Below are 13,558 nucleotides of genomic sequence, written 5' to 3'. Positions count from 1 at the left end.
CCAAAAACCTCAAATCACCAAACGGTAGTCGGCAAGTTCGGCTGCCGTTTCTGGTTTAACCATTGCCCGAACAAAAGTGCCACCTTCGCGATAGTCAAGCATCATGATTCGACTATTCAGGTGCAGCTTGGATACCAAATCACCACGGTTGTATGGAATCAAAACGGCAATCTCCACATTTGGCTCAGGCAGCAAGTCGGCGATGACCTGCATGAGCTCTTCGATTCCTTCACCGGTACGAGCAGAAACCCCGATCGAGGCAGGCTCCATACCGCGTAGAGCCATACGTTGAGTTTCATCAGCTAGGTCGATCTTGTTAAAGACGATAAGTTCCGGAATCCCTCGGGCCCCAACCTCACCGATAACGTCACGCACCGTGGCGATTTGACCCGCAGGATCGGGGTGCGAGGCATCAACAACGTGAACGATTAGGTCGCTGTCGGCGATTTCTTCGAGGGTGGACCGGAAGGCTTCGACAAGTTGGTGCGGCAGGTTGCGAACAAAGCCCACTGTGTCGGCAAAAGTAAAGTCTCGGCCGTCGGGAGTTTTTGCCTTACGGACGGTTGGGTCAAGGGTTGCAAACAGTGCGTTCTGAACCAAAACACCGGCCTGGGTCATGCGGTTGAGTAGCGATGACTTACCCGCGTTGGTGTAGCCCGCGATTGCCACGGCTGGCACAGCATTCTTTTTTCGATTAGCCCTTTTTGTTTCGCGCGCTGGCTTCATCGCAATAATTTGCTTGCGAAGTTTGGCCATCCGGGTATTGATTCTTCGACGATCGAGCTCAATCTTTGTTTCGCCGGGTCCGCGTGAACCCATACCAACGCCACCGGCAGCCTGACCACCGGCCTGACGCGACATCGACTCACCCCAGCCTCGAAGGCGCGGCAGTAGGTACTCAAGCTGAGCAAGTTCTACCTGAGCTTTACCCTCACGGCTCTTGGCGTGCTGGGCAAAGATGTCGAGAATAACTGCGGTCCGATCAATCACCTTGGCATTGACTACGTCTTCGAGTGCACGTCGCTGACTTGGTGCTAGCTCAGTGTCGGCGATGACAGTGTCTGCCCCAGCCGCGGCAACGAGCTGTTTGAGCTCCTGTGCCTTACCCTTTCCCAGATAGGTGGCAGGGTCTGGGTGGGCACGTCGCTGCAGGAGACCGTCAAGAACCGTTGCACCTGCAGTTTCGGCGAGCGCTGCAAGCTCGCGAAGAGAATTTTCAGCATCTAGCAGCGTGTTTTCACCCCAAAGGCCGATCAGGATTACTTTTTCGAGGCGGAGCTGTCGGTACTCGACATCCGTGATGTCTTCGAGTTCGGTGGAAAGACCGGCAACCCGTCGCAGAGCAGATCGATCCTCGCGCTCGGACTGATCGCCGTCATAAGAATTGAAATTGTGGGTCTCTTCGGCACCCAGCGCAGCCGCACGCTCACCGCGGCGCAGGATGCGTTCTACGACCTCATCACCCCGTGAGGTGCCATGAGTGAAAGTTGGTTGATCATCTTCAGCAAAAAGCTCGTCGTCCACGCAACTAACACTAGTTTGCCTATCTGTATTACTGTTTCCACTATGGCTTCTGAACACTACTTTTCGGAAACCCCAGGCAGCAATTTCAAGCCCAAGCAAATTCAGGTAACCATTGATGGTCGCGCGGTAACGGTGACCACTGCAGGTGGTATTTTCAGCCCAGACCACATCGATCAGGGTACGCAAATACTGTTACAGCACTTGGATGAAGCTCCGCCGAGCGGAAACATTCTTGACATTGGTTGCGGTTGGGGGCCGATTGCCCTATCGCTTGCGGTTCGCTCACCCAAAGCCACAATCTGGGCGGTGGACGTCAACGAGCGTTCATTGGAACTCACTGCGGCCAACGCCGCCAAACTTGGTCTTACCAACATCAACACTTGCAAGCCAGAGGACGTGCCGAAGGATCTCGCCTTCAGTGCCATCTGGTCAAACCCTCCAATTCGGGTTGGCAAGGATGCCCTTCACGAGATCTTGCTGACCTGGCTGCCACGTTTGAGCGCTGGTGCCGAGGGATACCTCGTGGTTCAAAAGAATTTGGGTGCTGATTCACTGCACCGATGGCTTGAGGTGGAACTACCCGAAGGCTTCTCGACTATCCGAGTCGAAACAGCCAAATCATTCAGAGTTTTGCGGGTCAAGAACCGCGCTTAGGCCTCTAGGGACACCCCAACCTAAAGAATGCTGATGTCGATCTGGCCGTCATAAACCAGTTCAGCGGCACCGCTGAGACCAACGTGCTCGCCGTCTTCGGCTGCGAACATGCGCACACCCAAAGTTCCGCCGGGCACCCGTACTGTCCACTGATTCGGAGCACCTGCGCCGGCCCAGTGACGAGTAGCCAAAGCGGCCGCCACAATCCCGGTTCCACAAGACAGCGTTTCACCAACGCCACGCTCGTAAACGCGCATCTGGATGCTGCCAACCCCATCTTTGACCATTGGGTCAGATGGAACAACAAATTCCACGTTCGCGCCCTTGACAGGTTCCGGCTCAATTGCAGGCTTGCGAGTTAGATCCAGATTGGCAAGCTCCTCCGGCTCGGCTAGCGCTACGACAACGTGTGGGTTTCCGAGATTGATCCCCAGACCTGGGCGCGATACCTCCAGGTTTGAGGCCTTGACCAGGCTCTCCCCCTCGAGCTTCCAGCGACCCATGTCGATAGCAAAGCCAGCCATGTTGCGCTGCAGATCTTTAACTCCTGCGCGCGTGCCGATAGACAAGGTTTCACCATCGTGAAGTTCAATCAAGCCCTTTTCGGTCAGATACCGAGCAAAGACACGGGTTCCGTTGCCGCACATTTCCGCAGTCGAGCCATCTGCGTTGTAGTAATCCATGAACCAGGTGGCATTTGGCTCTTCATCAAGCACGGCGGCACCTTCGGGTAGCGCCTCGGACTTAATCACGCGGATTAGACCGTCGGCTCCAATGCCGAAGTGGCGATCACAAATCTTGGCAATCTGCGCAGCAGTGAGTTTGATCTCTCCATCAGAGTCGAGAAACAGCACAAAGTCGTTGCCGGTGCCGTGCCCTTTGGTGAAATTTATCAAATTAGCCATGCGACAAGCCTAAAGGTCAAGCCAATTGGTAACCAGCTGCAGGGCCTTGCTCTGAAACTGAACGTCTTGGTAATCAAGCCAGTTGATTCGTCGATCACGACGGAACCAAGACATCTGGCGGCGGGCATATTTTTGGGTCAAACGCACGGTGTCGGCGATTGCCTCTTCTTCACTCATCAAGCCATCAATTTGGTTTAGCGCCTGCGCGTAGCCAATGGCCCTGGATGATGTTTTTCCGTTTCGAACTCCTAGCGGAATAAGACGCTCAACCTCGTTCAGCAAACCGTTTGCCCACATTTGGTGCACTCGGGCCTCCAGCCGCGCCCTGAGGTCCTCTCGCGGCCCATTGGTGCCTATCTCGAGCACAGGCTGCCAGTCGACAATCTCATCGGGTAATGCCGCCGCAAACGGCTGGCCAGTAAGTGTGACGATCTCAAGGGCACGCACAGTTCGGCGGCCGTTTTCTGGGGTGATTCTTCCGGCAGCCACCGGATCAATAGCAGCCAGCCTTCGATGCAACTCGTGCGGACCGACAAGCTCAAGATCGGCCTCTAGTTGGGCCCTAAGCTGTGCATCGCGGGCCGGAAACTCAAAATTATTCAAAACGGCGGCAACGTAAAGCATTGAACCACCAACCAAAATAGGAACCACACCCTCGGCCTGAAGCTCCTCGATTAGTGGCCGCGCTACGGTTTGATACTCGGCTGCGGTGGACTCATCCGTGATCTCAAGCCAGTCAAAGAGGTGGTGAGTGATTCCTTGACGTTCCTCGACGGAAAGTTTTGCAGTACCAATGTCCATGCCTCGATAAAACTGCATTGAATCAGCGTTGATAATCTCTGCTCGGCCCCCGTGGGACAAAACATGTTTAGCAATTTCAATCGCGAGGTTAGACTTGCCGCTTCCGGTAGGACCAACTACAGCAATAAGTTTGGGCTTCATTCCGGCTTTTTTAGAGTTGGTAAGCCTAGTGAAACCGACTGGGCAGCGCCGCCACTGGAGGTAGCCGGAACGGAACAGCTCGCAGCCTCAGCTCGGTCCCAGGCATCGCCCGCAGTTGTCCGTCTGACGCTGTAGGCACTTAGGTCGTCAGCTAGCAGGTGGTAAGGAGCAGCGCCCGTGATGCGTGCTGTAATCATGTCGCCAGGACGTGGACGCTCGGCACCCTCAGGAATCTCAAAGTGCACCAGACGATTATCCCGGGCACGACCGCTCATTCGGTTAGTGGCTTCATCCTTACGACCCTCGTTGTTGGCAACCAAGATTTCAACGGTTCGACCAATTTGGAGTTGATTTTCTTTCAACGCCACATCATTCACCAAGGCCATCAGGCGCTCGTATCGCTCCTGCACAACTGCCTTAGGCAATTGGTCAGGAAGATCGGCGGCTGGAGTACCAGGGCGCTTGGAGTATTGGAACGTGTATGACGCACTGAAGCGAGACTCCGCTACCACCCGCATGGTTTCTTGGAAGTCTTCTTCGGTCTCGCCTGGAAATCCGACGATGATGTCGGTTGTGATGGCAGCATCGGGAATCAAATTACGAACTCGCTCAATGATGCCAAGGTACTTATCGCTGCGATAGCTACGACGCATGTCCTTGAGGACCTTATCGCTGCCAGACTGCAGTGGCATGTGAAGCGATGGCATGACGTTAGGGGTCTCAGCCATAGCCTCGATGACGTCATCGGTGAAGGCTGCAGGATGGGGGCTGGTAAAACGCACGCGCTCAAGGCCCTTGATCTCGCCGCAGGCGCGCAACAACTTGGCAAACGCCCCCTTGTCTCCAAACTCAACACCATAGGTGTTTACGTTCTGGCCGAGAAGAGTGACCTCGACGGCACCGTCATCTACCAGGGCTTGAACCTCGGCAAGGACATCGCCAGGACGGCGGTCTTTCTCTTTGCCTCGGAGGCTCGGAACGATGCAGAAGGTGCAGGTGTTATTACAACCCACCGAGATCGAAACCCAGCCCGCGTAGGTTGAGTCTCGCTTGGTTGGCAAATCGCTTGGAAAAGTTTCCAGTGCCTCAAGGATTTCGACCTGGGCCTCTTGGTTGTGGCGGGCTCGCTCGAGTAGCGCCGGAAGAGAGCCGATGTTGTGGGTTCCGAATACGACGTCAACCCATGGCGCGCGCTTGATTATGGTGTCGCGGTCTTTTTGAGCCAGACAACCACCCACGGCAATTTGCATGCCTGGGGTTTCACGCTTAATTTCGCCGAGCATTCCCAAATTGCCATACAGCTTGTTATCTGCATTTTCACGCACGGCGCACGTGTTGAAAACGATGATGTCGGCCAAACCAGACTCGACTGGCGCATAGCCAGCGCCCTCAAGAAGTCCAGTTAGACGCTCAGAATCGTGAACGTTCATCTGGCAGCCGTAGGTGCGCACTTCGTAGGTGCGGGTTGCATTTGTCATTAGGTGACTATTTTAGCTCTTGGCTCTCGGCCCAGCGGATAGCCGCGAAGGTGACCGAGCTGGAATACCCTTTGCGCTGAAGGAAACCCGCCAGACGCCGGTCTCGAGTTGTTTTATCAAGGTGAGACATTTGGTTGAACCTTTTGAGAGCAAGTTCTTGTGCCGACTGGAGTTCGTCTTCGGTGGAAACTGTCTCAAGCGCCGTTTCGATGACTTGGGGCTCAACCCCCTTGGTCTTCAACTCCTGGCGGATAGCGGACTTAGATAGCCCGCGAAATGAACGCCTGCTTGAAACTAAAGTAGCCGCAAAGGCCTGATCATCAATCAGGCCAACTTCGGTGAACCGCTCGAGAATCGGCTCAGCAATTTCAGTCGGAATTTCGCGCTTTTCAAGAATTTCACGAAGTTGCTGCTTGGACTTTGCACTCTTGGCAAGTTGGTAAAGGAGGACATTTCGTGCTCGCTGCTCAAGCCTCTCTGGGCTTGGCTGTGGCTTGTCTTTAACTGGGCGAGGCCGGCCCTCGTTCGCCTCAAAAGACTCCTCAGAGCCTGATTTGACGCGTTTGGACCGACCTCGTTGGTAAACCATTCTTAGCCTGCGTTGGCAGCCTTTGCTTTGGTTGAAGCGTCTGGAGCGGATTCGGCCGGCAAATCGGCAACCGCGCGCGGTACACCGATACCTAGCTTGGTTTTGATTTTCTTCTCAATCTCGTCGGCAACCTTGCCGTTTTCGATGAGGTACTTACGGGCATTCTCTTTACCCTGACCAAGCTGTTCACCCTCGTAGGTGTACCAGGCACCTGACTTCTTCACAATCTCTTGTTCGACACCGAAGTCGATCAGGCTTCCCTCGCGAGAAATACCAATTCCGTAAATGATGTCGAATTCTGCCTGCTTGAACGGGGCCGCCATCTTGTTCTTTACGACCTTGACGCGAGTACGGTTTCCGACAGCCTCAGTGCCGTCCTTCAGGGTTTCAATTCTGCGGATGTCCAAGCGGACCGAAGCGTAGAACTTTAGCGCCTTACCACCGGCGGTGGTTTCAGGGCTGCCGAAGAACACACCGATTTTCTCGCGGAGCTGGTTGATGAAGATCATGGTGGTGCCGGTGCTGTTCAAAGCACCGGTCAGCTTGCGCAGTGCCTGCGACATCAAACGTGCCTGCAGACCGACGTGCGAGTCTCCCATTTCACCCTCGATCTCGGCACGTGGTACAAGTGCTGCAACAGAGTCGATGACGATGATGTCGATTGAGCCCGAGCGAATCAGCATGTCGGCAATTTCTAGAGCCTGCTCTCCGGTGTCTGGCTGGCTAACCAAAAGTGCATCGGTGTCAACACCAAGGGCCTTTGCGTACTCAGGGTCGAGTGCGTGCTCAGCATCGATGAAAGCAGCGATTCCGCCGTTGCGCTGGGCGTTAGCAATTGCGTGCAGTGCAACGGTGGTCTTACCTGAAGACTCTGGGCCGTAAATCTCAACGATGCGACCCTTTGGCAGGCCACCGGTACCCAATGCCACGTCTAGAGCGATTGAGCCGGTTGGGATTACCTCTACCGGTGCGCGATCATCTGAACCAAGGCGCATAACTGAGCCTTTACCGAACTGACGGTCAATCTGGGCAAGAGCAGTGTCTAGTGCCTTTTCGCGATCTGATGGTGATGGCATTTGGTCCTCTGATTCTGGCTAATCGCCGTTGCTGATGAACTTCAGGTGGTTTTGATTTCTAAAATCCGACTTTATTTTGCCGGTCTGACATTGCTGAAAAACCGACTCAAATTGTTGAAAACTGCACCGCAAAACTCGTTGTTATTAACCTACACGCATTCGAACAAGATTTCGATAGTTAATTTATTTGGCGTGTCGTTTCTTCGGGTTTTTGTTCAGCGGCCTGTTGGCTTGTCTTTGACAGCCCCGTGCCACCGCTCTTTTGGCACACCAGCAGCGTGGCAGACCGCGAGCCACACCTCTTTAGGCGCTGCACCCTTGGCCAGCGCTTGGTTGGCGGTTAGATCACCCAATTCACCGATAACTAGGTCTTCTGCCACGACAAGCGCATAACCGCGACCAAATTCATCGGTCATGTATTCACGAAATTCACTCAAGCGCACCTTACGACCCTACCCAAGCTTTGAGATATGCAGAAAGACCCCCGACAATACCGGGGGTCTTTCAGAGCCAGTTGTTGTTGGAGCTAGCGAGCTCCAGCAAGAGCGGAATCGTAGTTAGCTACAAACTCTGCCGGAATTGTGTCAGGGATGGTGACTCCCTCAAGCAAAGCAAGGCGGTCACTAACCTCACGCATGATCTGCGAGATTGGGACATCAAGTGCCTCAGCGACAGAAGCGAGAATCTCAGAAGAAGCCTCTTTCTGTCCTCTCTCTACCTCACTTAGATAGCCCAAAGCCACGCTAGCGCGCCCTGCGACCTGGCGAAGGGTTCGACCCTTCTGCAAACGAAAGTCGCGAAGCACGTCTCCGATTTCTTGACGAACTAGAACCATTTGTGCCTCCTTTGTAAATAACCTACCCGTTGCCTCAGACAAACGATAAACCGACCGCCTGAGATTTACCTGAGTGTTACTTGAAACAGAACCGGCTCCGGGGCTGATTTGTTCCTGCTTATTGACGAAGCAGATCCAGAAGGTGCTCGATTGAGGCTGTTACGCATTGACTGCGAATCTCATTCCGATCTCCAAGGAATCGATGTTCAAAAACTTTCGATTCCGGAGCTCCGAGCCCAGTTACCGCAATGAATGCAGTGCCGACGGATACGCCATCCTGTTGATCGGGCCCGGCAACGCCGGTGGTAGCGAGCCCAACCACATTGGTCGGCAATCCATCGATGGCCTTGCTGATTAGGCGGTGAGCCCCCTCGGCCATGGCCACCGCAACCTCGGGGTGAACTGCACCGTGTTGTTTGAGGAGGCTGGCAGGGACCGCCAGCAGGTCACGTTTTAGGTTGGTGTCGTAGGCCACCACAGAACCGGCCAGCACTTTTGAGGCACCGGGTACCGAAACCAACTCGGCTGCGAGGGCGCCGCCGGTGATGGATTCTGCTAGCGCCAGTTTTAACCCCCGGTCGCGAAGAGACTCGATCAGCTCGAGCGCCGCTAAGTGGTTCATTACCGCTTGGCTCTGGAGGCTGCAATTAGGTACTGGAGGCCGGTCCAAACAGTGAGCACAACAGCAATTGCAACCAATGTGTTTTCAAGCCAGTCGTACCATTCACCGAAGTAACCCTGAAATGGTGAAACCACAAAACCAACCATGATGCCCTGGAAGATGGTCTTAAGCTTGCCGCCGGCCGAAGCTGGAACCACGCGCTTTTTGATCACCACAAATCGATAGGCGGTAATGCCGAGTTCACGAGTCAAAATCACGATGGTCACCCACCACGAGACTTCGTTGAGCACCGAAAGGGTAATCAGCGCTCCCCCGAGCAGGGCTTTATCTGCGATTGGATCGAGCAGTTTGCCAAGGTTGGTGACCAGTCCGCGCTTGCGAGCAATCGCGCCATCGATACCGTCACTGGCCATAATCAGAATGAAAATACCTGTGGAGACCCAGCGCATTGAGCTGGCCGGATCAGCAACGGCCATCAGTGACCAGATGAAGAACGGCACCGCCAGGATGCGAGCCATCGTGATGATGTTTGGCAGGTTAAAAATCGATTTGGCGTTTTTTTCAATCATTAGTTTCGACCTGTCAATTGCCACGCATCTTCGTCGCCATCGTCTTCATCACCGGTAGTTATTATCGAGCGATCTACATTCGCGCGAGGGATGAAGTCATCAAATTCCCCAGCCGCCATGGCGCCAACGGGTTCATCTGGAAAGTCAATAAGCGCAGCGGCCTGCTGAACCTGCGGAGTCGCCATAGAGCCTGGCTCGCCACGCAGCTGGGCCAAAACCATTGGTAGATCCTCTGGCTTGACGAGGACATCGCGAGCCTTTGACCCTTCGGATGGGCCAACAATTTGGCGCGACTCGAGGAGATCCATGAGTCGCCCAGCCTTGGCAAAACCAACTCTAAGTTTGCGCTGAAGCATCGAAGTGGAACCGAACTGGGAGTTGATGATTAGCTCAGCTGCTTGAAGCAAGACATCCAGGTCATCGCCAATGTCTGCATCGACGACCTTGGAGACGGCCGCCTCTTGAACATCTTGGCGGTATTCAGGCTCCATCTGAAGCTTCACGTGTTCAACAATCTTGGCAAGCTCTGATTCGGCAAGCCATGCGCCTTGAACACGGATTGGCTTGTTGGTGCCCATTGGTGAGAACAGTGCGTCACCCTGTCCGATTAGTTTCTCAGCACCCGGCTGGTCAAGGATCACTCGCGAGTCGGTGAGCGAGGTCACAGAAAATGCCAAACGGCTTGGCACGTTGGCCTTGATGAGTCCGGTAACGACGTCAACAGATGGTCGCTGCGTTGCCAAAACCAGGTGGATTCCAGAGGCGCGAGCCAGCTGAGTGATGCGAACGATAGAGTCCTCAACGTCTCGCGGCGCAACAATCATGAGGTCGGCTAGCTCATCTACAACGACCAACAAGTATGGGTAAGGCTGAAGGACCCGCTTGCTTCCTTCAGGCAGCTTCACTTCACCAGCAACGACGGCACGGTTGAAATCATCGATGTGTTTGAAACCAAAGCTGGCCAAGTCGTCATAACGCATGTCCATCTCTTTGACGACCCACTGAAGAGCTTCAGCTGCTTTTTTTGCGTTGGTGATGATCGGAGTAATCAGGTGTGGCACACCCTGATAGGCGGCTAATTCGACACGCTTAGGGTCGATTAGAACCATTCTGACCTCGGCCGGTTTAGCGCGCATGAGGATGGAAGTGATCATTGAGTTTACGAAGCTTGACTTACCCGCACCGGTTGCACCAGCCACCAAAAGGTGCGGCATTTTGGCAAGGTTGGCAATTACAAAACCGCCTTCGACGTCTTTACCAATTCCGATAGTTAGCGGGTGAAGACTCTTGGCAGCGACCTCAGACCTTAGAACATCACCGAGCGAAACAGTCTCGCGGTCGGTGTTCGGAATCTCGATGCCGATAAGTGACTTGCCCGGAATTGGCGCCAGAATTCGAACCTCGTTGCTGGCAACCGCATAGGAAATGTTGCTTGCTAAACGAGTCACGGCTTCAACCTTGACACCCGGGGCGAGCTCGACCTCGTATCGCGTTACAGTAGGGCCACGCTGGAAACCAACGACTGCAGCCTCGACTCCAAACTCTCGGAAAACGCTTGTTATGGCCGCAACGATTTGGTCATTTGCTGCCGACTTGGCCTTAGGTGGAGTGCCTGGTGCCAAGAAGTTTAGGGTTGGCAAAACATAAGGCCGACTGGCACGGCCTGGGAATGCCGGCGATGGACTGGCCGCAGGCGCCTGGGCGGCGGCAGGCTGGACAAACATCGGCGCTTTCGGCAGCTCTATCGGTTGCGTTGCATCGATCGAATCTACCGAAGGTACCGGCTGAACCGGAGCCTCACCAAACAGGCCATCAAAGTCATCTGGCTCGACGACCGAGGAAACATCTGGCACCAACGGGGTATCAAATGCTGGTTCATCGTCAGACTTGCCGCGGCGCCACCAAGGCACTCGAGTGCCGTCGAAAGCATCAGGGATTTCTTCAACCGCCTGAGATTCTGCACCGGCGGTTTTTGACTCTCCGAATAGGTACACGGATAGTTCGCGGAAGCGCTCAGGGATGCGATTCGGGGCGGTTTTAGTCATGATAAGTAGCGAACCGAAGGTGAAGGCAATCAGAACAGGGACAGCACCCCAGATGGTGATTGTGCTCAAAAATGGAACCGATATGAGCCAGCCAAAGATTCCTCCGGCAAAAGCCAATGGCCACTCTCCGTCAGAAGGGTCTGGCTGAGAGCCGAACACGTGGAAAAATCCAGACATCGAAACGATGAAAAGAAACAGGCCGATGCCGATTCGGCCGTTGTCTTTGATTGTGGCCGGGTACCGCATTAGGTACAGAGCGAACACCACCAAAACTACCGGCAGCGCAAAAGCTACCCGCCCAAAAAGGGCGCCAAAGGTCCAAACGTGGAGACCAATCGCCCAGTCCTGCTTTACCAAAACCCAGCTCAGCAGAGCACCGCTGATGCCCAGCAAAAACAGGAAAAACGGCAGACCGTCACGGCGGTCTTCTTTGGCAATTTTTTCAGGGCTCAAGGCTCGGGCTGCCCCACCCACGGTGTGAGCCAAACCCATGTAAATCGCAGTCAAAATATGCCCGAAACCTGAACCGCGCGTTGGTGCCTGAGCTGCGCGCGGTCGTGGCGCTCGAGGCGCCGGTTTGCGGGCAGAAGTTGGTTTGCGTGTAGCCATGCGTCAAAACTAACAGCCGCGAAGGTCAGAACCGCTTAGGCACGGCGTTTGCGCCCAGGGGCTAGCCTTCAATAACCACCGGAATGATCATAGGTCGGCGGCGGTGAGCACGATTAACCCAAGTTCCAATGGTTCGGCGAATTACCTGCTGTAGAGCGTAGGTATCGCGAACTCCCTGGCCGGCTGCCTCTGCGAGAGCCTTGGAAATCAGCGGCTTGACGTCATCAAACACATGGTCATCTTCAGCAAATGCACGGGCACGGATTTCTGGACCGACTTTGACCCGACCGGTCTCGGCATCGATGACACAGAAGATGGAGATGAAACCTTCTTCGGCGAGCACTCGACGGTCATGCAGGTCATCTTCGGTGATCTTGCCAACAGTTTTTCCGTCAACAAATAGCAGGCCACATTCGACCGCGCCAACAACCTCGGCCACACCGTCCGCTAGGTCGATAACCCAGCCATCCTCGGTAATCAGCACACGTTCGTGCGGAACTCCGGTTTGTTCCGCCAACTTGCCATTGGCAATTAGGTGACGGTATTCGCCATGGACAGGCATGACATTCTTGGGCTTCAAGATGTTGTAGCAGTAGAGCAGCTCCCCCGCCGCAGCATGGCCAGAAACGTGAACCTTGGCATTACCCTTGTGAACTACGTTGGCGCCCAGCTTGGTCAGCCCGTCAATAACGCGATAAACGGCATTCTCGTTTCCGGGAATCAACGAGCTGGCCAGAATTACGGTGTCACCCTCAGCAATTTCAATGTCGTGCTCAAGATTGGCCATTCGCGCCAGGACGGCCATTGGCTCACCCTGCGAGCCGGTTGACATGTAAACAACCTGATCCGGGGCCATGTTGGCAGCCTGCTTGAGGTCAACAAAATCTTCGGTTTCAGCGTTTAGGTAGCCCATCTGGATGGCAATTTGCATGTTGCGAACCATCGACCGGCCAACTAGCGCTACCTTGCGGTTATTGGCCTTAGCTGCATCCACAACCTGCTGAACGCGATGAACGTGGCTTGAAAACGAGGCAACAATCACGCGCTTCTTGGAACGTGCAATCACGCTCTCAATTACCGGCCCAATTTCCTTTTCGAGCGGGGTAAACCCAGGAACATCGGCATTGGTTGAATCGCTCATGAAGAGGTCTAGGCCCTCTTCACCAACGCGCGCAAAAGCACGCAGGTCGGTGAGGCGCCCATCAAGTGGCAGTTGGTCCATCTTGAAGTCACCCGTGTGCAAGATCGACCCGGCAACAGACCGAATCACAACGGCAAGGGCATCTGGAATCGAGTGGTTCACCGCAATGAATTCAAGGTCAAAACCAGCGAGCTTTTCGCGGCGACCCTCAGCCACCACCATTGAGTATGGGGTGATTTTGTGTTCTTTGAGTTTGGCCTCAACAAATGCCAGCGTTAGCGCCGAACCCAGTAGAGGCACATCCGGCTTCATGCGGAGCAGGTATGGAACACCACCGATGTGGTCCTCGTGGCCGTGGGTTAGGAAGATACCAACGACGTCATCCATTCGGTCTTTTAGATAGCCAAAATCCGGCAGAATGACATCAATACCCGGTTGGTGCTCCTCAGGGAAGAGCACACCGCAGTCAACAATCAGAATTTTCGAATCGATCTCGAAGACGGTCATGTTTCGACCAATCTCACCGATTCCGCCGAGCGGGATGATGCGCATCACGCCTGGTTTGAGTG

Annotated in this window: 13 protein-coding genes; 1 reads left to right on the top strand and 12 read right to left on the bottom strand. The window is 54.5% G+C overall.

Features of this window, described 5'->3' with window-relative positions; genetic code table 11:
- Window positions 1-9 precede the first annotated feature (9 nt).
- Window positions 10-1,440: a GTPase HflX gene (hflX, locus tag FFA38_RS02245; RefSeq protein WP_419247546.1), complete on the bottom strand. Its 1,431-nt coding sequence runs from the start codon at window positions 1,438-1,440 to the stop codon at window positions 10-12.
- A gap of 126 nt (window positions 1,441-1,566) precedes the next feature.
- Here hflX and FFA38_RS02240 point away from each other — a divergent pair, with 126 nt between their 5' ends.
- The gene (locus FFA38_RS02240; protein ID WP_138315396.1) at window positions 1,567-2,178 is read left to right on the top strand and encodes a class I SAM-dependent methyltransferase; all 612 of its coding nucleotides are present in this window, start codon (window positions 1,567-1,569) and stop codon (window positions 2,176-2,178) included.
- A 20-nt stretch (window positions 2,179-2,198) separates the two neighbouring features.
- Here the strand turns inward: FFA38_RS02240 and dapF are convergent, their stop codons facing one another.
- The 11 genes from dapF to FFA38_RS02185 form a co-directional block, all read right to left on the bottom strand.
- Window positions 2,199-3,083 (bottom strand): diaminopimelate epimerase, encoded by an 885-nt coding sequence (gene dapF / locus FFA38_RS02235; protein WP_138315395.1) that lies wholly within the window; start codon window positions 3,081-3,083, stop codon window positions 2,199-2,201.
- Window positions 3,084-3,092: 9 nt separating this feature from the next.
- A complete protein-coding gene (gene miaA / locus FFA38_RS02230) occupies window positions 3,093-4,025 on the bottom strand; it encodes a tRNA (adenosine(37)-N6)-dimethylallyltransferase MiaA (protein WP_138315394.1) in 933 nt (310 codons plus the stop codon).
- Window positions 4,022-5,503, bottom strand: a complete 1,482-nt coding sequence (gene miaB / locus FFA38_RS02225; protein WP_138315393.1) for a tRNA (N6-isopentenyl adenosine(37)-C2)-methylthiotransferase MiaB — start codon at window positions 5,501-5,503, stop codon at window positions 4,022-4,024. The genes miaA and miaB overlap by 4 nt, the downstream gene beginning before the upstream one ends.
- Window positions 5,504-5,510: 7 nt before the next feature.
- Complete coding sequence (locus tag FFA38_RS02220; protein ID WP_138315392.1) at window positions 5,511-6,092, bottom strand: regulatory protein RecX; 582 nt, start codon at window positions 6,090-6,092, stop codon at window positions 5,511-5,513.
- Between the two features lie 2 nt (window positions 6,093-6,094).
- Window positions 6,095-7,168, bottom strand: a complete 1,074-nt coding sequence (gene recA, locus FFA38_RS02215; protein WP_138315391.1) for a recombinase RecA — start codon at window positions 7,166-7,168, stop codon at window positions 6,095-6,097.
- A 215-nt stretch (window positions 7,169-7,383) separates the two neighbouring features.
- A complete protein-coding gene (locus tag FFA38_RS02210; RefSeq protein WP_419247543.1) occupies window positions 7,384-7,605 on the bottom strand; it encodes a DUF3046 domain-containing protein in 222 nt (73 codons plus the stop codon).
- 89 nt (window positions 7,606-7,694) lie between these two features.
- The gene (locus FFA38_RS02205) at window positions 7,695-8,003 is read right to left on the bottom strand and encodes a helix-turn-helix domain-containing protein (RefSeq protein ID WP_138275188.1); all 309 of its coding nucleotides are present in this window, start codon (window positions 8,001-8,003) and stop codon (window positions 7,695-7,697) included.
- Between the two features lie 118 nt (window positions 8,004-8,121).
- Window positions 8,122-8,625, bottom strand: coding sequence for a CinA family protein (locus FFA38_RS02200; protein ID WP_138315390.1), 504 nt, complete (start codon window positions 8,623-8,625; stop codon window positions 8,122-8,124).
- On the bottom strand, window positions 8,625-9,194 hold the full coding sequence (pgsA, locus tag FFA38_RS02195; protein ID WP_138315389.1) for a CDP-diacylglycerol--glycerol-3-phosphate 3-phosphatidyltransferase: 570 nt from the start codon (window positions 9,192-9,194) through the stop codon (window positions 8,625-8,627). The genes FFA38_RS02200 and pgsA overlap by 1 nt, the downstream gene beginning before the upstream one ends.
- Window positions 9,194-11,848, bottom strand: a complete 2,655-nt coding sequence (locus FFA38_RS02190) for an FtsK/SpoIIIE family DNA translocase (RefSeq protein ID WP_138315388.1) — start codon at window positions 11,846-11,848, stop codon at window positions 9,194-9,196. Before FFA38_RS02190 ends, pgsA begins: the two co-directional genes overlap by 1 nt.
- 61 nt (window positions 11,849-11,909) lie before the next feature.
- A complete protein-coding gene (locus FFA38_RS02185; protein ID WP_138315984.1) occupies window positions 11,910-13,541 on the bottom strand; it encodes a ribonuclease J in 1,632 nt (543 codons plus the stop codon).
- Window positions 13,542-13,558: the final 17 nt, after the last annotated feature.

It is taken from the genome of Rhodoluna limnophila (assembly GCF_005845365.1).
Classification (GTDB): domain Bacteria; phylum Actinomycetota; class Actinomycetes; order Actinomycetales; family Microbacteriaceae; genus Rhodoluna; species Rhodoluna limnophila.
Note: the sequence above shows the minus strand (reverse complement) of the source record. Positions and strands in the feature narration are given on the sequence as shown.

What these genes read in the sequence shown, in the direction of transcription:
- FFA38_RS02240 (WP_138315396.1), top strand. Translation starts at nt 1,567, where the DNA reads ATGGCTTCTGAACACTACTTTTCGGAAACCCCAGGCAGCAATTTCAAG.
- dapF (WP_138315395.1), bottom strand. Translation starts at nt 3,083, where the DNA reads ATGGCTAATTTGATAAATTTCACCAAAGGGCACGGCACCGGCAACGAC.
- miaA (WP_138315394.1), bottom strand. Translation starts at nt 4,025, where the DNA reads ATGAAGCCCAAACTTATTGCTGTAGTTGGTCCTACCGGAAGCGGCAAG.
- miaB (WP_138315393.1), bottom strand. Translation starts at nt 5,503, where the DNA reads ATGACAAATGCAACCCGCACCTACGAAGTGCGCACCTACGGCTGCCAG.
- FFA38_RS02220 (WP_138315392.1), bottom strand. Translation starts at nt 6,092, where the DNA reads ATGGTTTACCAACGAGGTCGGTCCAAACGCGTCAAATCAGGCTCTGAG.
- recA (WP_138315391.1), bottom strand. Translation starts at nt 7,168, where the DNA reads ATGCCATCACCATCAGATCGCGAAAAGGCACTAGACACTGCTCTTGCC.
- FFA38_RS02205 (WP_138275188.1), bottom strand. Translation starts at nt 8,003, where the DNA reads ATGGTTCTAGTTCGTCAAGAAATCGGAGACGTGCTTCGCGACTTTCGT.
- FFA38_RS02200 (WP_138315390.1), bottom strand. Translation starts at nt 8,625, where the DNA reads ATGAACCACTTAGCGGCGCTCGAGCTGATCGAGTCTCTTCGCGACCGG.
- pgsA (WP_138315389.1), bottom strand. Translation starts at nt 9,194, where the DNA reads ATGATTGAAAAAAACGCCAAATCGATTTTTAACCTGCCAAACATCATC.
- FFA38_RS02190 (WP_138315388.1), bottom strand. Translation starts at nt 11,848, where the DNA reads ATGGCTACACGCAAACCAACTTCTGCCCGCAAACCGGCGCCTCGAGCG.
- FFA38_RS02185 (WP_138315984.1), bottom strand. Translation starts at nt 13,541, where the DNA reads ATGCGCATCATCCCGCTCGGCGGAATCGGTGAGATTGGTCGAAACATG.